The 20,418-nt window shown below is 62.8% G+C and carries 18 protein-coding genes; 10 read left to right on the top strand and 8 right to left on the bottom strand.

Features of this window, described 5'->3' with window-relative positions; all coding sequences use genetic code 11:
- The first annotated feature begins 149 nt into the window (after positions 1-149).
- Entirely contained in the window at positions 150-971 is an 822-nt protein-coding gene (locus K5Q02_RS21130) for an aldo/keto reductase (RefSeq protein WP_225839811.1), read from the top strand.
- Between the two features lie 283 nt (positions 972-1,254).
- On the opposite strand, the gene rapA is transcribed toward K5Q02_RS21130, so the two are convergent.
- On the bottom strand, positions 1,255-4,098 hold the full coding sequence (gene rapA, locus K5Q02_RS21125) for an RNA polymerase-associated protein RapA (RefSeq protein WP_225833925.1): 2,844 nt from the start codon (positions 4,096-4,098) through the stop codon (positions 1,255-1,257).
- A gap of 176 nt (positions 4,099-4,274) precedes the next feature.
- Between rapA and K5Q02_RS21120 the strand changes: the two genes are divergently transcribed.
- The 7 genes from K5Q02_RS21120 (at position 4,275) to K5Q02_RS21095 (ending at position 8,939) form a co-directional block, all read left to right on the top strand.
- Positions 4,275-4,571 carry an aspartate-semialdehyde dehydrogenase gene (locus tag K5Q02_RS21120; protein WP_225833906.1) on the top strand — a complete coding sequence of 99 codons (297 nt, stop codon included), beginning with the start codon at positions 4,275-4,277 and terminating at the stop codon, positions 4,569-4,571.
- A complete protein-coding gene (locus K5Q02_RS21115; protein ID WP_442963941.1) occupies positions 4,568-5,203 on the top strand; it encodes an alpha-ketoglutarate-dependent dioxygenase AlkB family protein in 636 nt (211 codons plus the stop codon). Before K5Q02_RS21120 ends, K5Q02_RS21115 begins: the two co-directional genes overlap by 4 nt.
- Entirely contained in the window at positions 5,200-5,361 is a 162-nt protein-coding gene (locus K5Q02_RS21110) for a hypothetical protein (RefSeq protein WP_090423737.1), read from the top strand. Before K5Q02_RS21115 ends, K5Q02_RS21110 begins: the two co-directional genes overlap by 4 nt.
- A gap of 217 nt (positions 5,362-5,578) precedes the next feature.
- Positions 5,579-5,695 (top strand): cytochrome c oxidase subunit CcoM, encoded by a 117-nt coding sequence (gene ccoM, locus K5Q02_RS24430; RefSeq protein WP_329959545.1) that lies wholly within the window; start codon positions 5,579-5,581, stop codon positions 5,693-5,695.
- A gap of 205 nt (positions 5,696-5,900) precedes the next feature.
- On the top strand, positions 5,901-7,886 hold the full coding sequence (locus K5Q02_RS21105) for an FUSC family protein (RefSeq protein ID WP_225833904.1): 1,986 nt from the start codon (positions 5,901-5,903) through the stop codon (positions 7,884-7,886).
- The gene (locus K5Q02_RS21100) at positions 7,873-8,076 is read left to right on the top strand and encodes a DUF1656 domain-containing protein (RefSeq protein ID WP_225833903.1); all 204 of its coding nucleotides are present in this window, start codon (positions 7,873-7,875) and stop codon (positions 8,074-8,076) included. Before K5Q02_RS21105 ends, K5Q02_RS21100 begins: the two co-directional genes overlap by 14 nt.
- A gap of 11 nt (positions 8,077-8,087) precedes the next feature.
- The gene (locus K5Q02_RS21095) at positions 8,088-8,939 is read left to right on the top strand and encodes an efflux RND transporter periplasmic adaptor subunit (RefSeq protein WP_225833901.1); all 852 of its coding nucleotides are present in this window, start codon (positions 8,088-8,090) and stop codon (positions 8,937-8,939) included.
- A gap of 258 nt (positions 8,940-9,197) precedes the next feature.
- Here the strand turns inward: K5Q02_RS21095 and codA are convergent, their stop codons facing one another.
- The 6 genes from codA to K5Q02_RS21065 form a co-directional block, all read right to left on the bottom strand.
- Positions 9,198-10,433, bottom strand: a complete 1,236-nt coding sequence (codA, locus tag K5Q02_RS21090) for a cytosine deaminase (RefSeq protein ID WP_225833899.1) — start codon at positions 10,431-10,433, stop codon at positions 9,198-9,200.
- Positions 10,430-11,671 carry a PucR family transcriptional regulator gene (locus K5Q02_RS21085; RefSeq protein ID WP_225833897.1) on the bottom strand — a complete coding sequence of 414 codons (1,242 nt, stop codon included), beginning with the start codon at positions 11,669-11,671 and terminating at the stop codon, positions 10,430-10,432. Before K5Q02_RS21085 ends, codA begins: the two co-directional genes overlap by 4 nt.
- On the bottom strand, positions 11,668-12,939 hold the full coding sequence (gene codB, locus K5Q02_RS21080; protein WP_225833896.1) for a cytosine permease: 1,272 nt from the start codon (positions 12,937-12,939) through the stop codon (positions 11,668-11,670). The genes K5Q02_RS21085 and codB overlap by 4 nt, the downstream gene beginning before the upstream one ends.
- A gap of 222 nt (positions 12,940-13,161) precedes the next feature.
- The gene (locus tag K5Q02_RS21075; RefSeq protein WP_225833894.1) at positions 13,162-13,668 is read right to left on the bottom strand and encodes a DUF1993 domain-containing protein; all 507 of its coding nucleotides are present in this window, start codon (positions 13,666-13,668) and stop codon (positions 13,162-13,164) included.
- A 152-nt stretch (positions 13,669-13,820) separates the two neighbouring features.
- On the bottom strand, positions 13,821-14,291 hold the full coding sequence (locus tag K5Q02_RS21070) for a MaoC family dehydratase (protein ID WP_225833892.1): 471 nt from the start codon (positions 14,289-14,291) through the stop codon (positions 13,821-13,823).
- Positions 14,288-15,250 (bottom strand): alpha/beta hydrolase, encoded by a 963-nt coding sequence (locus tag K5Q02_RS21065; RefSeq protein WP_225833890.1) that lies wholly within the window; start codon positions 15,248-15,250, stop codon positions 14,288-14,290. Before K5Q02_RS21065 ends, K5Q02_RS21070 begins: the two co-directional genes overlap by 4 nt.
- A 148-nt stretch (positions 15,251-15,398) precedes the next feature.
- Between K5Q02_RS21065 and fadD2 the strand changes: the two genes are divergently transcribed.
- Together fadD2 and fadD1 are read left to right on the top strand one after the other, a co-directional pair.
- On the top strand, positions 15,399-17,087 hold the full coding sequence (gene fadD2, locus K5Q02_RS21060; RefSeq protein ID WP_225833888.1) for a long-chain-fatty-acid--CoA ligase FadD2: 1,689 nt from the start codon (positions 15,399-15,401) through the stop codon (positions 17,085-17,087).
- A gap of 422 nt (positions 17,088-17,509) precedes the next feature.
- A complete protein-coding gene (gene fadD1 / locus K5Q02_RS21055) occupies positions 17,510-19,198 on the top strand; it encodes a long-chain-fatty-acid--CoA ligase FadD1 (RefSeq protein WP_225833886.1) in 1,689 nt (562 codons plus the stop codon).
- A 158-nt stretch (positions 19,199-19,356) separates the two neighbouring features.
- Here the strand turns inward: fadD1 and K5Q02_RS21050 are convergent, their stop codons facing one another.
- Complete coding sequence (locus K5Q02_RS21050) at positions 19,357-20,382, bottom strand: UV damage endonuclease UvsE (RefSeq protein WP_225833884.1); 1,026 nt, start codon at positions 20,380-20,382, stop codon at positions 19,357-19,359.
- Between the last annotated feature and the right edge of the window lie 36 nt (positions 20,383-20,418).

Below are 20,418 nucleotides of genomic sequence, written 5' to 3'. Positions count from 1 at the left end.
TCGTGCTCTGTCCGCTGAACAGAAAACTCGTGTCGGAACATGAATGGTGACTTTGGGCAGCTGCTCTACGCTGGGCGTGACCCGCTGGCGTATGACCTGAACCCGCGAGTGTCAGGCGGGTCAGGATGCAATCAGCAGGAGGAACCATGATGCGAACACTTGAATTGGCCGGCACTCAGGTACCGGTGATAGGCCAGGGCACTTGGCGGATGGGTGAGAATCCGGGCCAGCGGCGGGCCGAGGTGGCGGCGTTGCGTGAAGGTATCGAGCGCGGTCTGCGTCTTATCGATACGGCCGAGATGTATGGCGAGGGTGGTGCGGAGGAGGTGGTCGGCGAGGCGCTCGTTGGCAGGCGTGATCAGGTGTTTCTGGTCAGCAAGGTCTACCCGCACAACGCCAGCCGTGCTGGCGTGGCGGCGGCCTGTGAGCGCAGTCTGAAGCGCTTGGGCACCGATCATCTCGACCTGTATCTGCTGCACTGGCGCGGGCAATATCCGCTGGCGGAAACGGTCGAGGCCTTCGAACGGCTGCGCGAGCAGGGCAAGATCGGCCGCTGGGGCGTGTCCAACTTCGATCTGGATGACCTGGAAGAACTCGGTGACCCAGCCTGTGCCACCAACCAGGTGCTCTACAACCCGCAAGAGCGCGGCGTGGAGTTCGATCTGTTGCCGTGGCAGCAACGCCAGGGCATGCCTTTGATGGCTTACTGTCCGCTGGGGCAGGGCGGTGCGTTGTTGGCCAATCCGGCGTTGCGCCAGGTGGCTGAGGAGCATGGCGTGACTACCGCACAAGTCGCACTGGCCTGGGCGCTTCGTCAGCCGGATGTGCTGGTGATTCCCAAAGCTGGCGATCCTGAGCATCTGGCCGAAAATGCCGCCGCAGCCGACCTGCAGCTCAGCGAAGCCGATTTGCAGGTAATCGACAGCGCCTACCCCGCGCCAGGGCGCAAGCAGCGGTTGCAGATGGTGTAGCGGCGGTTGTGCCGCAAGGCGGGTATTGAGCGAAGCGATACCCATCAAGGGTTCGGCGTAGAGTCCCGATTGCCCGGCAAGACCGCAATCGATTCGCCCCGAGGTCGGGGCTCCTACAGGGTTGGTGACACTCGCGATCGTGTAGGAGCCGCGCCCCTGCGGCGAATGGCGCAGGCTGCGCCAAGCGTGCGGCAAGGCTGCAGTCGATTTCCGCTACAGGCCGCGCTCTTTGCACAGCGCTGAAGCCAGTCTCGCCCTCCATAAAGAGGGCGAGACTATTGGCTCAACCCGCGACCAGAACCCGAATGGCTTCCAGGCGCAGGGCGGCTTTGTCGAGCATGGCCAGGCCCTGTTCGCGTTGTTCACGCAGGGCTACCAGTTCGCTGTCACGCACGCTCGGGTTGACCGCTTGCAGGGCGGTCAGGCGGGCGAGTTCCTCGTCCAGCTCGGCGGCTAGGCGACGCTTGGCTTCGCTGACACGCTCAACATGGCGTGGCTGGATCTTCGCTTCACCAGCCGCGATCTGCGGGTTGAGCGCATCACGCTGAGCCTGCACGAACTTGTTGGCGCTGGCCCGGGGCACGCTTTCCAGCTGATCGTTGAGGGTTTCGAAGGAGACCTTGCTGGCCAGATCGTTGCCATTGCCATCGAGCAGGCAGCGCAGCGCGGCCGGCGGCAGGTAGCGGCCCAGTTGCAGGCTGCGTGGGGCGACCACTTCGCTGACGTAGAGCAGCTCCAGCAGCACGGTGCCGGGCTTGAGCGCCTTGTTCTTGATCAGCGCCACCGATGTGTTGCCCATCGAGCCGGAACGCACCAGATCCATGCCGCCCTGCACCATCGGGTGTTCCCAGGTGAGGAACTGCATGTCTTCGCGCGACAGCGCCAGGTCACGGTCGTAGGTGATGGTCACGCCTTCGTCGTCGCCGAGCGGGAAGCTGGCATCGAGCATCTTCTCGCTGGGGCGCAGGATCAGGGCGTTATCCGAGTGATCTTCGCTGTCGATGCCGAACGCGTCGAACAGTTGCTCCATGTACATCGGCAGGGCGAACTGGTCGTCCTGCTCGAGAATCGCTTCGACCAGCGCTTCGCCTTCACCGGCACCACCCGAGTTGAGCTCCAGCAGACGGTCGCGACCGGCGTGCAGCTCGCTTTCCAGGCGCTGGCGCTCGGTAGTGGCTTCGTCGATCAGGCTTTGCCACTGACCATCGTCGGCGTTTTCCAGCATCGGCAGCAGGCGGCTACCGAACTGGTGCTGCAAGGCGTTGCCGGTCGGGCAGGTGGCCAGGAAGGCGTTCAGCGCCTGGTGATACCACTGGAACAGACGCTCCTGCGGGCTGTTTTCCATGTACGGCACGTGCACCTGAATCTTGTGCTTCTGGCCGATACGGTCAAGACGGCCGATGCGCTGCTCGAGCAGATCCGGGTGCGCAGGCAGGTCGAACAGCACCAGGTGATGGGCGAACTGGAAGTTGCGGCCTTCACTGCCGATTTCCGAACAAATCAGCACTTGGGCACCGAATTCTTCGTCGGCGAAGTAGGCGGCAGCGCGGTCACGCTCGAGGATGCTCATGCCCTCGTGGAACACCGTGGCCGGGATGCCGGAGCGCACGCGCAGGGCGTCTTCCAGATCCATGGCGGTCTCGGCGTGGGCGCAGATGACCAGTACCTTGAATTTCTTGAGCATCTTCAGGGTATCGATCAGCCACTCGACACGCGGATCGAAGCGCCACCATCGTTGATCTTCCTCGATGTCCGCCTGGCCCTGGTAGCTGACTTCCGGGTACAGCTCGGCATGCTCGCCCAGCGGCAGCTCCATGTACTCGTCGGGGCTCGGCAGCGCGTAGGCATGCAATTCGCGCTCGGGGAAGCCCTGCACCGCAGCGCGGGTGTTGCGGAACAGCAGGCGGCCGGTGCCGTGACGGTCGAGCAGTTCGCGGGTGAGGCGGGCGCTGGCTTCGATGTCGCCGTCGGCGACGGCGGCCAGCAGAGCTTCACCCTCGGCACCCAGGAAACCCTGGATGGTTTTGTGGGCGGCGGCGGACAGGCGACCCTTGTCGAGCAGCTCCTGCACGGCTTCGGCGACCGGCTGGTAGTTGGCGCTTTCGGCGCGGAAAGCTGCCAGGTCATGGAAACGGTTCGGGTCGAGCAGGCGCAGACGCGCGAAGTGACTGTCCTGGCCGAGCTGTTCGGGGGTGGCGGTGAGCAGCAGCACGCCTGGGATGACTTCGGACAGCTGTTCGACCAGGCTGTATTCGCGGCTGGCCTTTTCCGGGTGCCAGACCAGGTGGTGGGCTTCATCGACCACCATCAGATCCCAGCCGGCGGCGAACAGCGCGTCCTGGGCCTTTTCGTCTTCGCACAGCCATTCCAGCGCGACCAGTGCCAGTTGCGCGTCTTCGAACGGATTGCTGGCATCGCTTTCGATGAAGCGTTCGGCGTCAAACAGCGCCACTTCCAGGTTGAAGCGCCGGCGCATTTCCACCAGCCACTGGTGCTGCAGGTTTTCCGGTACCAGGATCAGCACGCGGTTGGCGCGCCCCGAGAGCAGTTGGCGATGGATCACCAGGCCGGCTTCGATGGTCTTGCCCAGGCCCACTTCGTCGGCCAGCAGAACGCGCGGGGCGATCCGGTCGGCGACTTCACGGGCGATGTGCAATTGGTGGGCGATAGGTTGTGCACGCACGCCGCCCAGGCCCCACAGCGAGGATTGCACCTGCTTGCTGGTGAACTCCAGCGTGCGGTAGCGCAGCGAGAACCAGGGCAGCGGGTCGATCTGCCCGGCGAACAGGCGGTCGCTGGCGAGACGGAACTGAATGAAGTTGGACAGCTGGGTTTCCGGCAGGGTGACGTTCTGGTTCTGCGCGTCGAGGCCATGGTAGACCAGCAGGCCATCGACATCGTCGACTTCGCGCACGGTCAGCTTCCAGCCTTCGAAGTGGGTGATCTCGTCGCCCGGAGAGAAACGCACGCGGGTCAGTGGCGCATTGCGGGTTGCGTACTGGCGGGTTTCTCCCGTGGCCGGGTAGAGCACGGTGAGCATGCGGCCGTCCTGCATGAGGATGGTTCCCAAGCCCAGTTCCGCTTCGCTGTCGCTGATCCAGCGTTGCCCCGGTTGATACTCCGCCATGCTGCCTGTCTCCACCTGTGAAAAAGCCGGCTATGGTAACGGAAACGCCGGGCCTCGGCCAAAGGTGCATGCTGCGGATTTGGCACTTACTGACGGATACCCGGTCAGAAAGTGTAGTAAGAACCCACTAAAGCTGCCTGCTCAACGGCCGACATACCCCAAAAGGGGATTTATCCATGCTGCCACCCATCCCTAGTAGCCTGATTCCGGTCACTGCCCAGCAGGACGTGGTCAAGCCGCGCCCGGAAATCGCTCCGGTAACGGCGACTGCCGAGGCAGCCCAGGAGGATGCGGTCGGTCTGGACAAGCGTCACCCTCAGGAAGTGGAAGAGCGCTTGCGCGAAGAACAGCGTCGTCGGCAACGGCGGGGTTACAGCGCCGCAGAACTCGCCGAGGGTGATGTCGATGAAGCCGACGAGCCTGCCATCGAACAATTGCCCCGCCAGGGGCTGTGGGTGGACGTCGAGGTTTGACTAGCGCTGATCCCACCCCGACCGCTCAGGCCGGCCTGTTCGACAGACCCGATCTGAACCTGCCCGATGCCGACCTTAGTTATCTGCCTGCCTGGCTTGACGGCCCTACGGCGGATCATTGGCTCGAGCGACTGGTTAGTGAGACGCCCTGGCAGCAGCCCGAGGTCGTGCTCTATGGCCGTCGTCATCCGGTGCCGAGGCTGACCGCCTGGTATGGCGATGCCGACGCCAGTTATCGCTACTCCGGGATGATCCATCAGCCGCTGCCCTGGACGCCGCTGCTCACCGAGATTCGCCAGCGTCTGGTGGACGCGCTGGGCTGCCCGCTCAACGGTGCGCTGCTCAATTATTACCGCGACGGCCAGGATTCCATGGGCTGGCACAGTGATGACGAGCGCGAGCTGGGCGATGACCCTCTGGTGGTTTCCCTGAGCCTGGGAGGCGCGCGGCGCTTCGATCTGCGCCGCAAGGGCCATAACCGTATCGAACATTCGCTTACGCTGGCACACGGTTCGCTACTGGTCATGGGCGGAAAGACCCAGCATTATTGGCAGCATCAGGTGGCGAAAACGCGCAAGCCGTGCGCGCCGCGCCTGAATCTTACGTTTCGTCTGATCCGGGCGCCGCTATGAGCAACGATGTGAAACTGATCGACTTCACCGCCGAGCGCGACAAGCGCATCCATGACCTGCGCGACAAGAAGCTCGAGGACATGCGCAATGCCTTCGAGCAGGCCTTGCCGATGCCCAAGGGCAAGAAGAAGTCCAAGGGCAAGCCGAAGAAGCGCTGACGGTTCGTCTCGCTGCACGCTGCTGTCGCCTGCCTTGCCATTCTGATTCCCCGCCGCACATCCCGCTTGTGGATGCTCGCACCCTTTCCGTTGATCCAGATCACCTGCTGCCAGCCGTTTGCAGCAGGCGTAGCGCTGCCCTTGATCTGGATCAATGGCGCCTAGCCCTGCGCTGTTAACGTAGCCGCATACCCGAGCAACGGATGCAGGAGGCAGCATGTTCGTCGATGTGGTGGTTCTCGCCGGTATCGGCACCGTGGGACTGATGGTTCTGTTCTGCGCCGGGTTCACGTATTTCATCTGGAGAGATGCGCGCAAGAAAAAGCCGCACTGAAACCGGATTCACGAGCACGCAAGGCATTGGGGCGACTTCGGTCGCCCTTTTTTTCGTGCGCGTTTTTCAAGCCTGCGAGTGCGAAAGCGAGACAGCCCTCTGGACAGCATATAGTTAGCTAGCTAATAATTTGCCTCTCTGCACGGAGGCGGAACCGTTTCGCTACGGCTATGTTCAGACAAGTGCCGCTTTTTAGGTAACCATCGTGCGTGATTCCCTGCTGGCGTTCATCGCGCCAAGCCCGCAAGCCATTCAGTTCGCAATCAAGACCCTGCTCGGTGGTGGTCTGGCGCTCTGGCTCGCGTTGCGTTTGGGGCTGGAACAGCCGCAGTGGGCATTGATGACGGCGTTCATCGTCGCCCAGCCGTTGTCCGGCATGGTGGTGCAGAAAGGCCTGGCGCGGCTGCTCGGCACCTTGGTCGGCACCTTCATGGCGGTGGTGATGATGGCGCTGTTTGCCCAGACGCCGCTGCTGTTCCTGCTCGCCTTCGCGCTGTGGCTGGGGATGTGCACGGCAGCCTCTACCATGCTGCGCAGCGCTTGGTCATATGCGTTCGTGCTCGCCGGCTATACGGTGGCGATCATCGGCCTGCCGGCCATCGGCAAGCCGCATGTGATTTTTGACGAGGCCATCGCCCGCTCCACGGAAATCTGCCTGGGGATCGTCTGCGCCACGCTCAGCAGCGCTTTGCTCTGGCCGCAGCGTGTCGAACGCCAGCTGGCGCAGCAGGCGCGGGATGCCTGGCAGACCGGCGTCAAGGCCGCGCGCCAGGCGCTGACTGGTGAGGCCGAAGCGCGTCAGGGACTGCTGGAGGCGCTGGCCCGTATCGTCGCCGTGGATGCCCAGCGTGAGCACGCCTGGTTCGAAGGTGAGCGTGGCCGCCAGCGCGCGATTGCGCTGCGCGTGCTCAGCCGCGATCTGCTCGGCGTACTGCGCTTGGCCCGTGGTGTGGCGCGGCAATGGCGGCAGTTAAGCAGTAGCGAGGCTGAAGCCGTTGCCCCCTGGTTGCAGGAGGTGGACGAGCGCTTGCAGGAAGCTCAGGGCGATCTGCCGGCGCTGATCGAGCGTCTGCGTCAGGCCGCTCAGGACGATGAACTGAACAGCGGCCAGCAGCTGTGCCTGGAGCGCATGGCGGTGTTGCTGTTGCGCATCGAAGATGCCAGCCGGGCCTTGCTCGCCGTCGAACAGGGCAGGGCGCCGGCCGATGCGCCGCGAGCGCTGTCCTGGCATTACGATTGGCAGAGCGCCCTGGTGTACGGCTCGCGCAGCGCCCTGGCGTTCCTCACTCTGGCGACCTTCTGGCTGGCCACCGCCTGGACTCACGCCACTGGGGCCATGCTGTTGGCCTGCGTGGTTTGCAGCCTGTTCGCTCGGCTCGAGGCGGCGCCGCAGATCGGCATGATGTTCCTGCGTGGGATTTTCTATGCGCTGCCGGTGGCGTTCTTCGTCGGGCAGATCCTGATGCCGCAGATCGACGGCTTTGTCATGCTCTGCCTGGTGCTCGGCGTACCCCTGTTCTTTGGCGTACTGGGCATGGCCAGGCCACCGATGGCCGCCACCTCGACCTCCTTCTGCCTGCACTTCATCGTGCTCTGTCTGCCGGCACCGGGCGTTGGCTATAACGTCGAGTTCTTTCTCAATGAGGCGCCGGGCATGCTCATGGGCGTTGGCATCGCGGTGTTGGCGTTCCGCCTCGTGGTGCTGCGCAACCCGGTGTGGCACGGCCGCCGGTTGATGCACGCGATTCTGGTGGATCTTGGCCGCCTGACTCGCCGCGAGCTGGGCCGTGCGGAAAACTGGTTCGGTGGGCGCATGGCCGACCGTTTGCTGCAGCTCGCCCGGCATTATCCGGCGCGTCCGGATCAGGCGCGTAGCCGCTGGGACGACGGCGTGGCTGGTCTCGATCTGGGCGATGAGTTGTTGCACCTGCGCGCTTGCCTGGCCAATGCCGATCCCGAATTGGCGCGGTCGCAGCGGCGATTTATGCGGCGTCTGGACGATGTGCTCGAGCGCGGCCCGGCGCCGGGCCGTGAGGATGATCTGGATGGCCCCGTGGCGGATCTGCAAGACGCACTGCGCGCCTGTGCGCCCAGTGTCGATAAGCGCTTGGCCGAGGCGGCACTGCTGCAATTACAAACCGGCTGGCGCCACTGGTGCCACCTGAGAGGAGAGGCCCATGGGCTTGCATGAGTGGTCGCTGGGCGGCGTATTGCTGAGCCCCATGGCGGCCTATGCGGTATTGGCGCTGTTGCTCACCGGCGTGTTGCGCCTGGGGCTGCAGCGCGTTGGATTGGCGCAGTGGATCTGGCACGAAGCCCTGTTCGATTGCGCCCTGTATGTCTGTGTTCTGGCGGTCATAATTGCCGTGCTGGCACGTTGAGGAGAGAAAGCATGCGTTCGACGATTCGCGTCGGCATTACCCTGGCCATGGTGGTGGCGGCGATTTTCGCCGGCTCCTGGATCTGGCAGCACTACATGTATTCGCCCTGGACCCGCGACGCTCGGGTGCGTGCCGACGTGGTGACCATCGCGCCGGACGTCTCGGGTTGGGTGGTTGAGCTCAAGGTGCGCGACAACCAACAGGTCAAGGCGGGTGACCTGCTGATGACCATCGACCGCGACCGCTACCAGGCCGCGCTTGAAAAGGCCCAGGCGGTGGTGGATATCCGCAAGCAGCAGCTCAGCCTGCGCGAGCACGAAGCCTCCAGGCGCGCGAGCCTTGGCGCTCAGGCGATCAGTGCCGAGCTGCGCGAGAATGCGCAGATCAACGCCGAGATGGCCCGTAGTGAATTTCGCGAGGCCCAGGCCGATCTGCGTGTCGCCCAGCTCAACCTGGCGCGCAGCGAAGTGCGCGCGCCGCGTGACGGGCAGGTCACCAACCTGGTGTTGGCTCAGGGTAATTATGTGACGGCTGGCCAATCGGTAATGGCGCTGGTCGATACCGGCTCGTTCTACGTGCAGGCGTATTTCGAGGAAACCAAGTTGCCACGCATTCAGGTCGGTGCGCCGGTCGAGGTGTGGTTGATGGGCGGCGAGCAAGAGATCCGTGGCGAGGTGGAAAGCATCAGCCGTGGCATCACCGACCGCAACGCCAGCCCGGACGGCCAGTTGCTGGCCAATGTCGAACCGACCTTCAACTGGGTGCGCCTGGCCCAGCGTATTCCGGTACGCATCAAGCTTGACGCCATGCCGGAGAACGTTCAGTTGAGTGCCGGTATGACCGCCAGCGTGCGGGTGGAGTAGGGTGCTTTGGTCATTGTGGGAAGGGCTTTAGCCCCGATACTCAGTGAAGAGCTCGGGGCTAAAGCCCCTCCTACGGTCACTGTTCGTCTCAGGATTCTTCTGCCGTTTATGGGGAGGTCGAACTTGGCGATGTGCCCAGGGGCTGGCTTGAGCGACGACATGACCCCTGCGTGCGGGTGGAGTCGGGCGTGTAGGAGTGGCTTTAGCCGCGAGCCTTTTACAGGTTTTCGTGGCTAAAGCCCCTCCCACGTTTCAGCATTAGCCGCGCTGTACGCTCGCCGGGGTTCTGCGCATCAGCACTTCGCCGTGGCGTACCGATACCAGGGCGTAGCCCTGGGTGCGGATCATCTCGTAATCGTCGGGTGCCGAGAGAATCAGCAGGTTGGCCGGGCGGTCCACTTCCAAACCATAGCGTTCGCCCAGGTGCAGGGTGCGGGCGCTGTTGTCGGTAATCAGGTCGAGCCCACGTTGCAGGTCTTCGTAGCCAAGCATGTGGCAGATATGCAGGCCGGCTTCGAGGATGCGCAGGATGTTGCCGTTGCCCAGCGGGTACCAGGGGTCGACGATGGAATCCTGGCCGAAGCAGATATTCATGCCGGCGCGGTCGATCTCAGCCACGCGGGTCAGGCCACGGCGTTTCGGATAGGTGTCGAAGCGGCCCTGCAGGTGGATGCTCTCGGTGGGGCAGGAGATGAAGTTGATCTTCGACATCTTCAGCAGGCGGAACAGCTTGGAGCAGTAAGCGTTGTCGTAGGAGCCCATGGCGGTGGTGTGGCTGGCGGTGACGCGCGCGCCCATGCCGCGCACCCGGGCTTCTTCGGCCAGTACTTCGAGAAAGCGCGACTGCGGGTCGTCGGTCTCGTCGCAGTGCACGTCCACCAGGCAGCCGGTGCGTTCGGCCAGATCCATCAGGAACTTGATCGAGCTGACGCCCTGATCACGGGTGTTCTCGAAATGCGGGATGCCGCCAACCACGTCGGCGCCCAGTTCCACCGCCTGCTCCATCAACGCGCGACCATTGGCGTAGGACTCGATGCCCTCCTGGGGAAAGGCGACGATCTGCAGATCGATGAGGTGGCGGGTTTCCTCGCGCACCTCGACCATCGCCCTCAGAGCGCCCAGGGTCGGGTCGGTGACGTCGACGTGGGTGCGCACGTGCTGGATGCCGTGGTCGACCAGCATGTCGATGGTCTTCTTTGCCCGCGTCTTGGTGTCTTCGTGGGTGACCAGCGCTTTGCGTTCGGCCCAGCGTTCGATGCCTTCGAACAGCGTGCCGCTCATGTTCCAGGCCGGCTCGCCGGCGGTCAGGGTGGCGTCGAGGTGGATGTGCGGTTCAACGAAGGGGGCGATCACCAGGTTGCTGGCGGCGTCGAGGTCGCCTTCGGTCACGTTGACTGTGGTCGGCTGCGCGGTGATGGCGGCAATCTTCGAGCCGTCCAGTGCGATGCTGAAAAGACCTTCGCGGCCACGCAGACGGGCGTTGACGATGTTCATGGGGTACTCCTTGGCAGGCTATGAGACGACAGGCGGCGAATCAGCAGGGCGATGCTGATGTTGAGCCGGTCGTGAGGATCATCGAACGAGCAGCCGGTCAGCGCTTCGATACGCTGTACACGGTAGCTCAGGGTGTTGCGGTGTACGCCCAGGCGTTGCGCGGCCAGGGCCAGGTTGGCGTTCTCGAAGAACCAGGCTTCGAGCGTCGGCATGAGCACCGGTTCATGGCGTGAATCATCGCCGATCAGTGGCCCCAGCGTACGCTCGACGAAGCGCTCCAGCAGGCTGCGGTCGCGAATTGCAGCGAGCAGTTCGATCACGCCCAGCTCGTTGAAACTGCACAGCCCCAGCCGCTCGGGAAAGGCCTGGGCGGCAACCAGCGCCTGACGGGCCTGACCAAGAGCACGGGCGAAGCGCTCGGGGTGATGGCTGCCACTGCTGAGGCCGAGAACCGCGCGTTGTGGCTGCAGGCGCTCGTCCAGCTCACCAAGCAACTCCATCAGCAACGTGCGGTTGCGTTGTTCGTCGTGGCTGCTGGCGCAGGGCAGCAGGGCAATCCAATGCTCGCCCTGACTGATCAGCGGCAGCGCGTCGCCGAGGCGCTGCAGGCATTGTTCGAGGCGTTGCTGCAGGCACTGGCGGTTATCGCGCAGCAGGCGTTCGCCGCTGTCGGCAGCTTCACCATCGAACAGCTGCTCGCCGTTTTGCAGGCGCAGCAGGGCGATCTGGCGCGGCACGCCCAAGGGCAGATCGAGACTGGCGGCGCGCTGTAGCAGAATCTCCAGGGACTGATAGTCGCCTTCCAGCAGCTGCTCCAGCACGTGCTGGCGCGAGCTGCCGAGCATCTGCTGTTGCACCAGCGCGGTACCGATGGCCTGGGTCACCACCACCATCTTCAGCTGGTAAGGCTGTTCGAGCAGCGGCAGGCCGAGGCGGTCGGCTTCGGCCACTACCGTTGCCGGAATGCTCTGGATGAACTCGGCGCCGGTGAGAATCACCAGACCGGCCGTGGCGCGCTCGACTGCCTGGCGTACCAGAAGCAGCAGGTTGGCTTCGTCACGAGGGTGGTTGATCCCGGTGACGAAGACCAGCTCGCCGCCCATCACCCAGTCGGCGATATCCTCGTTCTCGGCCACGTACGGCCAGCGCACCGGGTTGCCCAGCGCCGCCTGGCCTGCGCGCAGGCGCAGGTCGTGCAGGCCGGGCAACGTCAGTACATCGGCGACGCTCAGGCTCATGCGCCGGCGACCAGACCGCGGGCGGCGAACAGTTTCTTCGCTTCGAACAGGCTGACGTACACCAGCGCAGCGACGGCGATACCAACCAGCGGCGCGACCCAGGGCGAGAAGTAGGCGCACAGCGAACCGACGGCATAGGCGCCCAGGCCGACCCAGTTGAACGCCGGCAGGCGGGTCTCGGCGAGCAATGGGTACTTGCCTTTATGGCCGTAGAAATAGTCGGCCATGATCACGCCACCAATCGGCGGGATGATCGAGCCGAGCAGGATCAGGAAGGGGATCAGCATGTCGGACATGCCGCCGATGGCCAGCAGCGTGCCGATACCGGCGCCAACCACGGTCACCGTCTTGCGGCGCCCGGTGCGCAGCAGGTTGCAGCCGGCTGCGGCGAAGTTGTAGATGGTGTTGTCCTGGGTGGTCCACAGATTGAGGAACAGCATCACCACCGCCGCCATGGAAAGCCCCTGCAGCACCAGCACTTCGACGACGTCCGGTTGCTGGTAGACGATGGCGCCATAGGCCCCGGCAACGATCATCAAGCCGTTGCCGAGAAAGAATCCGACCATGCTGGCAATCACTGCGATACGGCCGGTGCGGGCGAAGCGTGTCCAGTTGGTGGCCTGGGTGGCACCGCTGACGAAGGTGCCGAAGACCATGGTGATGGCGACGCTGAGGGTCATGCTCTGGGTCGGCTCGATGGCCATCAGTGCGCCGAGGCCGCCGATGTCGTCGGTGGCGATCCACAGCGAGCAGATCAGCAGGGCAAGCATGGCCGGCACGGAAATCCGCGAGAGGATATCCAGGCCCTTGTAGCCGATGAACGCGGTGATGCAGAAGGCGAAGCCGAACAGCACCATCAGCGGGATGATCAGGCTTTCCGATAGGCCGAGAATCTTCACCAGCACGATGGCGACCGTCGCGGTGCCCCAGGCGTACCAGCCGATCTGGGTGAAGCCCAGCAGCACGTCGGACAGCTTGCTGCCGGCCTCGCCAAAGCAGAAGCGGCCCATCAATACCGAGTTCAGGCCGCTACGGCAGGCGATCAGGCCCAGCACTGCGGCATAGGCGCCGAGCAGCAGGTTGCCGATGATGGCTGCCCAGAGCAGCGTCTTGAAATCGAAGGCCATGCCGATCTTGCCGCCGGCGAACATGGTGGCGGTGAAGAAGGTGAAGGAGAACAGCATGATCGAGGTGGAGAACAGCCCCTTGCGGGCGCCTGCGGGAACCTCGCTCAGAGGGTAGTCGCTGTCGGTGGTCGGGTGCGTCATGGCCTAGCTCCACGGGGTGAGAGAAGGCATGGCTATAGCAGGTGACGTGCCAAGTGATTGATTTGGCAGCTCATACAGCGCGGGTTGTGCAGGTTGCACAATGAAAATCGATTTTACGGCTTAACTACCGATTTTATTTGTGATGGGTGAACAGTTTTGACTCGGCTTGGTGCAACGCGCATAGGCGACGCACCAAGACGGTCTCTATTGCTGGCGACGAACTCAGCGGGTGCCGAGGAAGTCGCGTTTGCCGATCTCGACGCCGTTGTGACGCAGGATCGCGTAGGTGGTCGTCAGGTGGAAATAGAAGTTCGGCAGCACGTGATCGAGCAGGAAGGCCTGACCCTGGAAGTGGGTCTCCTTGTCACGGCGCTTGAGGGTGATGGTGCGGTCTTCGCTGCCATCGAGCTGCGCGGCGCTGATGCTGCCCACGAACTCCAGAACCTTGGCGATGCGCGCCTGCAGTTCGGCGATGCTGGTTTCGTCATCGGCGTGGCTCGGGGCTTCGACGCCAGCCAGCAGGGCGGCACCGGTTTTCGCGGTATCGCAAGCGATCTGCACCTGGCGGCTCAGGGCGAACATATCCGGCGCCAGGCGTGCGTTGAGAAACACGCTCTGCTCGATCTTGCGGGCTTCGGCGTTGGCCGCAGCGATACCGAGAATGGTCGACAGATTGTTCAGTTGGCGGGTGAAAACTGGAATGGAAATGGAATGCATGGACAGTGGCATGGGAAGCTCCAGAAAATGTACGTCGTATGAAGGGGGCGGGCCGTAATCCGTAGGATGGGTGCAACCCATTGATGTGGTGATGGGTTGCACCCATCCTACGGATCTTGGTAGGTCTCATCTACGCTGCCCGACCCACCAATAGAATCGTGAAATCAGCCGATGGTGATCGGTGGCAGGCTCGCTAGTTCGACAGTAAACGCTTTGCGTGGCGCAATGATTTCCGCCTCGCCATCGACCACCAGCTCGTCGTTCTGATTGAACACGCGGGTGGCGATCAGTACACGGAATTTGGGGCGTTTTTCGAGAATTTCCAGGCGCACGGTGAGGGTGTCACCCAGCTTCACAGCCTTCTGGAAGGTCATCTGCTGGCTGACGTAGATGGTGCCAGGGCCGGGCAGGGTGCAAGCCACGGCAGCGCTGATCAGCGCGCCACTGAACATGCCATGGGCGATGCGCTCCTTGAACATGGTGGTGGCCGCGTATTCAGCGTCCAGGTGCACGGGGTTGTGGTCACCGGAAACGGCGGCGAACAGCAGGATGTCGCGCTCTTCAACGGTCTTGCTGTAGGTAGCGGTCTGGCCGACTTCGAGTTCTTCGTAAGGGGTGTTGCTGCTCTGTGTCATGGAGTGGGTTCCTGAGGATGTAATGGTCGCTGCTGGGGCTGCGCGAGCGCCTGTTCCAGCCAGTCGATCAGGTCGCGGGTGACCTCGTCACGGTTGAGCTCGTTGAGCAGCTCGTGGCGGGCCTGGGGGTAGCGTTTGAGTGTGGTGCGGTTATGCCCCGAGCGGTTCAGGGCGTCGGCCAGGTGTTGCAGGCGCTGGCCCTGGCTGACCGGGTCGTGGTCGCCACCGATGATCAGTATTGGCAGCTGTGGTGCGATCTGTTTCAGGCAGGCGGTCGGGGTGATCTGTTGCAGGCCTTCGAGCAGGTCGAGCCATAACTGGTTGGTGCAACGAAAGCCGCACAATGGGTCGGCAATGTAGCGGTCGACTTCTGCGCTGTCACGGCTGAGCCAGTCGAACGGTGTGCGGGCAGGCTTGAAAGCCTTGTTGAAGGCACCGAATGACAGCCAGTCGATCAGCGCACTGCGCCCCGTAGCACCTTGGCGCCAGCGCTCCACGCGGGCGATCAGCGTGGCTGCTCGGTAAATTGCCACCCGCTGATAGTTCGAGCCACTGAGAATCGCGCCCTGCACGCTGCTGCTGTGGTGCATCAGATACGCCGTGGCGATGTAACTGCCCATGCTGTGGCCGAACAGGAAGATAGGCGTCTGCGGGCACTGCTGACGGATGTGGTGATTGAGCGTGGAGAGGTCGCCCACCACATGGCTCCAGCCATTGCGATCGGCGAAATAGCCGAGCTGGCCATGCTGCGCCGTTTGCCCATGGCCGCGTTGATCAGCGGCATAGACCTCGAAACCGACAGCCACCAGCGCTTCGGCAAAGCGGGCGTAACGGCCGCTGTGCTCGGCCATGCCGTGCGCAATCATCAGCACTGCTTTGGGCTCGCGCTCGGCACGCCAGTGATTGACGTACAGGGGTACGCCATCACTGCTGTCGAGCCAAAAGCTGCGGTGCTGCATGGCAATTCCCTTGAGCCTGCGAATGGCGTGCATTGTAGACCGTGCAGGTGCTGAAATTCACGGTATTGATTGTGGCTTTGCGACGCGGTGGCCGGCTGCTAAGTTCAGGGGGACTTCACGCAAATTCGGAAAAAAAGGGATAACAACAATGCAACCCGATTTCTGGAACGATAAACGCGCCGCTGGCGTGGCCAACGATATCGACATGTCGGCCTACCAGTCGGTGGTCGAGGTGTTCGAGCGCTCCTGCAAGACCTTCGCGGATCGCCCCGCCTTCAGCAACCTGGGTAGAACCCTGACCTATGGCGAGCTGGACGAACTGTCCAGTGCATTCGCCGCCTACCTGCAGCAGCACACCGATCTCAAGCCTGGCGACCGCATCGCTGTGCAGATGCCCAACGTGCTGCAGTACCCCATCGCGGTGTTCGGTGCGCTGCGCGCCGGGCTGATCGTGGTCAACACCAACCCGCTGTATACCGCCCGCGAGATGCGCCATCAGTTCAAGGATGCCGGCGTGCGTGCGCTGGTGTACCTGAACATGTTCGGCAAGCTGGTGCAGGAGGTGCTGCCCGATAGCGAGATCGAGTACCTGATCGAAGCGCGCATGGGTGACATGCTGCCCACGCTCAAGGGCTGGCTCATCAATACGGTGGTCAAGAAGGTCAAGAAGATGGTGCCCGACTACCATCTGCCACAGGCACTGTCGTTCAAACAGGTGCTTCGCGATGGCGCGAGCCTATCGGCTAGCCCGGTCAGCGCCACCCACGACGATATCGCCGTGCTGCAATACACCGGCGGCACCACCGGGGTGGCCAAGGGCACCATGCTCACCCACTCCAACCTGATCGCCAACATGCTGCAGGCCGATGCCTGCATGTCCCAGCACGGTGCCGATGGCGCCGAGCTGATGAAGCGCGGCCAGGAGGTGATGATCGCGCCGCTGCCGCTCTATCACATCTATGCCTTCACGGTTAATTGCATGTGCATGATGGTCAACGGCAATCACAACGTGCTGATTACCAATCCACGGGACATCCCAGGCTTCATCAAGGAGCTGGGCAAATGGGACTTCTCCGCGCTGCTGGGGCTCAATACCCTGTTCGTCGCGCTGATGGATCACCCAGACTTCAAAAAGCTCGACTTCAGCCACCTCAAGGTCACCAATTCGGGCGGTACCGCGCTGGTCAAGGCGACCGCCGAGCGTTGGCAGAGCCTGACCGGCTGCACGGTGGTCGAAGGCTACGGCCTCACCGAAACCTCGCCGATCGCCAGCGCCAACCCCTATGGCGAGCATGCGCGGCTGGGCACGGTGGGCATTCCGGTGCCGGGCACTGCCTTCAAGGTCATCGACGACGACGGCAACGAGTTGCCGCTGGGCGAGCGGGGCGAGCTGTGCATCAAGGGCCCGCAGGTGATGAAGGGCTACTGGAACCGACCAGACGCCACCGCCGAGGTGCTGGACGACGAGGGCTGGTTCAAGTCCGGTGATATCGCGGTGATCGACGAGGACGGTTTTGTACGCATCGTCGACCGCAAGAAGGACATGATCATCGTCTCCGGCTTCAACGTGTACCCCAACGAGATCGAGGACGTGGTGATGGCCCACAGCAAGGTGGCCAGCTGCGCGGCCATTGGCGTGCCCGACGAAAAATCCGGTGAGGCGGTCAAGCTGTTCGTGGTCAAGCGTGACGCCAGCCTCACTGCCGAGGAGCTGAAGGCGTACTGCAAGGACAACTTCACGGGCTACAAGGTGCCGCGGCACATCGTCTTCCGGGATTCGCTGCCCATGACCCCGGTGGGCAAGATCTTGCGACGCGAGCTGCGCGACAATCCATGACGGCGTTATGACCTAACCCCATGGCAAAGCGATAGCCGGGCGTCCTTCCCGGGTGTCGCTTCGCTCGACCCAGGCGATGTGAGCGAGGGATGGCATAGCCGCAGCGGTCTCTTTCGGCGTTTCACCTACCTCTGCTATTGCCAATCTCGTCCGGCAGGAAAAGCTGCAGGCGTCTATCATGGGCGTTGCCTGCCGTTCGGTGATTTCTGCCAATCAATCCCGAGTGGAAAAATTCTTTGTGACCATATGTGTTTATTTGGTCACTTTCAGTACTTGTCGGCCTTTTCGGGCTCTGGTCGGTATCTGGCAACTCTGCTACTCTCGGCCCGCTTTGCGCCTCACAGGGGCGAACAGGCAGGCATACATACAACAAACAACCGCATACGCGGTGAAGACAAGCAGTTGCTTAGGAGTGGGTGTCCATGACCGAAAACTTCTGGACGGACAAGTATCCCGAGGGGATCGCGGCCGAGATCGATCCCGACCAGTACCCCAACGTTCAGGCGGTGCTGAAGCAGTCCTGCCAGCGTTTTGCCGACAAGCCCGCATTCACCAACCTGGGCAAGACCCTCACCTACGGTGAGATGTTCGAGCTCTCCGGTCACTTCGCAGCCTACCTGCAGCAGCACACGGATCTGCAGCCCGGCGACCGTATTGCCGTGCAACTGCCCAACGTTCTGCAATACCCGATCGTGGTGTTCGGCGCGCTGCGTGCCGGGCTGGTGGTGGTCAACACCAACCCGCTGTACACCGCCCGTGAAATGGAACACCAGTTCAAGGATTCCGGCGCCAAGGCGCTGGTCTGCCTGGCCAACATGGCCCATCTGGCCGAGCAGGTGGTACCCAAGACCGGCGTGAAGACGGTGATCGTCACCGAGGTCGGCGACATGCTATCGCCGCTCAAGCGCTTGCTGGTCAACGCCGTGGTCAAGTACGTGAAGAAGATGGTGCCGGCCTACAACCTGCCTGCCGCCATCAAACTCACCGATGCCCTGAGCCAGGGCCGTGGCAAGGCCGTCAGTGAAGCCAGCCCCGGCGCCGAAGAGATCGCCGTGCTGCAATACACCGGCGGCACCACCGGCGTGGCCAAAGGCGCGATGCTGACCCACCGCAACCTGATCGCCAACATGTTGCAGTGCCGCGAGTTGATGGGCTCGAACCTCAACGAAGGCAGCGAGATCTTGGTCGCGCCGTTGCCGCTGTACCACATCTACGCCTTCACCTTTCACTGCATGGCGATGATGCACTGCGGCAACCACAACCTGCTGATCACCAACCCGCGTGATCTGCCGACCATGATCAAGGATCTGTCCAAGTTCAAGTTCAGCGGCTTCGTCGGCCTCAATACCTTGTTCGTCGCGCTGAGCAACAACGAGGGCTTCCAGAAGCTCGATTTCTCCAAGCTCAAGGTCACTTTGTCCGGTGGTATGGCGCTGCAGCAAGCGGCAGCCGAGCGCTGGAAGCAGGTAACCGGCTGCGCCATCTGCGAAGGCTACGGCCTGACCGAAACCAGCCCGGTGGCTTCGGTCAACCCGATTACCAACATCCAGTTGGGCACCATTGGCATTCCGGCACCGTCCACCCTGTTCAAGGTGATCGACGACCAGGGCAACGACCTTGCCCTGGGTGAAACCGGCGAGCTGTGCATCAAGGGCCCGCAGGTGATGAAGGGCTACTGGCAGCGCCAGGAAGCTACCGACGAAGTGATCGATGCCAACGGCTGGTTCAAGACCGGCGACATCGGCATCATTCAGCCGGATGGCTACATCCGTATCGTCGACCGCAAGAAGGACATGATTCTGGTGTCCGGCTTCAACGTCTACCCGAACGAGCTGGAAGAAGTGCTGGTGGCCCTGCCGGGCGTGCTGCAGTGCGCCGCCATTGGCGTGCCGGACGAGCGTTCCGGTGAGTCGATCAAGGTATTCGTGGTGGTCAAACCGGGCATGACGCTGACCAAGGAGCAAGTCCTGCAGCACATGCACGACAACCTCACCGGCTACAAGCGACCCAAACAGGTCGAGTTCCGCGAGAGCCTGCCGACCACCAACGTCGGCAAGATCCTGCGCCGCGAGCTGCGCGATGAAGAACTGAAGAAACTCGGCAAGAAGTAACCCTTCGCGCCGTAGCAAAAGGCCCTGCACTGCAGGGCCTTTTGCGTTGTGGAGATTGTGGCGTTTCAACTCCCGTAACCTGGCGTTGAGCGAAGCGATACCCAAGTCGATTTCCCGGGTGTCGCTACGCTCGACCAGGCTACGTAAAACGGCTTCGGCTAGTCGGCTTTCAGATACCGCTCGTAAAACTCCAGAGTCGCCACGTTCTTGTCCTTGGACTCGAACATAATGTCGAAGCGATCGAGGAATTGCAGAACGTACTCGTTCGTCCACCCATTCCACATGCGCGCGCTATGGCCGTACAGCTCACGTTTGGGCACGACTTTCAGCACCTCGGGCATTTCCAGTTTCTGCTCGGCGCTCAGCCCCAACTCCTGTAAACGCTCCTGCGGCTGGGAAAGGTGCATGGTCGGCCGTACGCCGCGCCAGCTGTCGATGATGCGCGCCACGCGGTCAGCGTGAGGGGCGATGTAGTCGTCCTCATGGATCCAGCAGTGGTGCACGTCCAGCACCACCGGCGCCAGGTCGGCGAGAGCCAGGCAAGCGTCGACGCCATAGGTCTTCTCGTCGTTCTCGAAGGTGATGCAGTGGCGCGCTTCCTGGGACAGGCGCGCCCAGACTGCGCGAGTACCTTCACCACCCAGCTTGCCGGCGATGTGCAGGTTGCATTTGAAATCCTGAAACTGCCGGCCGTAGCCCATCATGCGGATCATGTCGGCGTGGTACTCGAACTCGGCGATGCTGTTCTCGACCACATCCGGGCGGTCGGAGCCGAGCACGCAGTACTGGCCGGGGTGCATGGACAGACGGATATCCGCCGCACGCGCAGCCGCGCCAATCGCCGCGAAGCCGTCGATCAGCCGCTGCTGGATGACGGGCTGCTGATAGAAGGCACTGACCTTCGGGTGGCTGTAGAACGGCAGCAGATCGCTGCTCAGGCGCAGCATCTGCAGCGGCTTCGGCAGGCTGACGACATAGGCGAGCAGACGCAGTTGAGCCTGCAGGTTGTGCTCGACGATCTCGACCAGCTTGGCGTGTGCGACCGGCTGGGCAACGCTGTCCATCCAGCGCAAGGTCGTGGTGCGCGGGTTGAACGCCGCTTCGATGATTTTCAGCTCGCCAGCCGGCAGGCTGCGATCAGGGTGACGGTATTGGCAGGCGAAGCCAATGCGGGGTAACGACATGGAAAGCCTCGGAAGTGAAAGTCGCTGTGTGGCATC

Source organism: Pseudomonas sp. MM211 (assembly GCF_020386635.1).
In the GTDB taxonomy this organism is placed as follows: domain Bacteria; phylum Pseudomonadota; class Gammaproteobacteria; order Pseudomonadales; family Pseudomonadaceae; genus Aquipseudomonas.
Note: the sequence above shows the minus strand (reverse complement) of the source record. Positions and strands in the feature narration are given on the sequence as shown.

Coding starts and splice junctions, on each gene's coding strand:
- fadD2 (WP_225833888.1), top strand. CDS start 15,399: ATGCAACCCGATTTCTGGAACGATAAACGCGCCGCTGGCGTGGCCAAC.
- K5Q02_RS21085 (WP_225833897.1), bottom strand. CDS start 11,671: ATGAGCCTGAGCGTCGCCGATGTACTGACGTTGCCCGGCCTGCACGAC.
- K5Q02_RS21110 (WP_090423737.1), top strand. CDS start 5,200: ATGAGCAACGATGTGAAACTGATCGACTTCACCGCCGAGCGCGACAAG.
- K5Q02_RS21065 (WP_225833890.1), bottom strand. CDS start 15,250: ATGCAGCACCGCAGCTTTTGGCTCGACAGCAGTGATGGCGTACCCCTG.
- K5Q02_RS21070 (WP_225833892.1), bottom strand. CDS start 14,291: ATGACACAGAGCAGCAACACCCCTTACGAAGAACTCGAAGTCGGCCAG.
- ccoM (WP_329959545.1), top strand. CDS start 5,579: ATGTTCGTCGATGTGGTGGTTCTCGCCGGTATCGGCACCGTGGGACTG.
- codA (WP_225833899.1), bottom strand. CDS start 10,433: ATGAACATCGTCAACGCCCGTCTGCGTGGCCGCGAAGGTCTTTTCAGC.
- K5Q02_RS21075 (WP_225833894.1), bottom strand. CDS start 13,668: ATGCCACTGTCCATGCATTCCATTTCCATTCCAGTTTTCACCCGCCAA.
- fadD1 (WP_225833886.1), top strand. CDS start 17,510: ATGACCGAAAACTTCTGGACGGACAAGTATCCCGAGGGGATCGCGGCC.
- K5Q02_RS21100 (WP_225833903.1), top strand. CDS start 7,873: ATGGGCTTGCATGAGTGGTCGCTGGGCGGCGTATTGCTGAGCCCCATG.
- K5Q02_RS21050 (WP_225833884.1), bottom strand. CDS start 20,382: ATGTCGTTACCCCGCATTGGCTTCGCCTGCCAATACCGTCACCCTGAT.
- codB (WP_225833896.1), bottom strand. CDS start 12,939: ATGACGCACCCGACCACCGACAGCGACTACCCTCTGAGCGAGGTTCCC.
- K5Q02_RS21120 (WP_225833906.1), top strand. CDS start 4,275: ATGCTGCCACCCATCCCTAGTAGCCTGATTCCGGTCACTGCCCAGCAG.
- K5Q02_RS21130 (WP_225839811.1), top strand. CDS start 150: ATGCGAACACTTGAATTGGCCGGCACTCAGGTACCGGTGATAGGCCAG.
- rapA (WP_225833925.1), bottom strand. CDS start 4,098: ATGGCGGAGTATCAACCGGGGCAACGCTGGATCAGCGACAGCGAAGCG.
- K5Q02_RS21095 (WP_225833901.1), top strand. CDS start 8,088: ATGCGTTCGACGATTCGCGTCGGCATTACCCTGGCCATGGTGGTGGCG.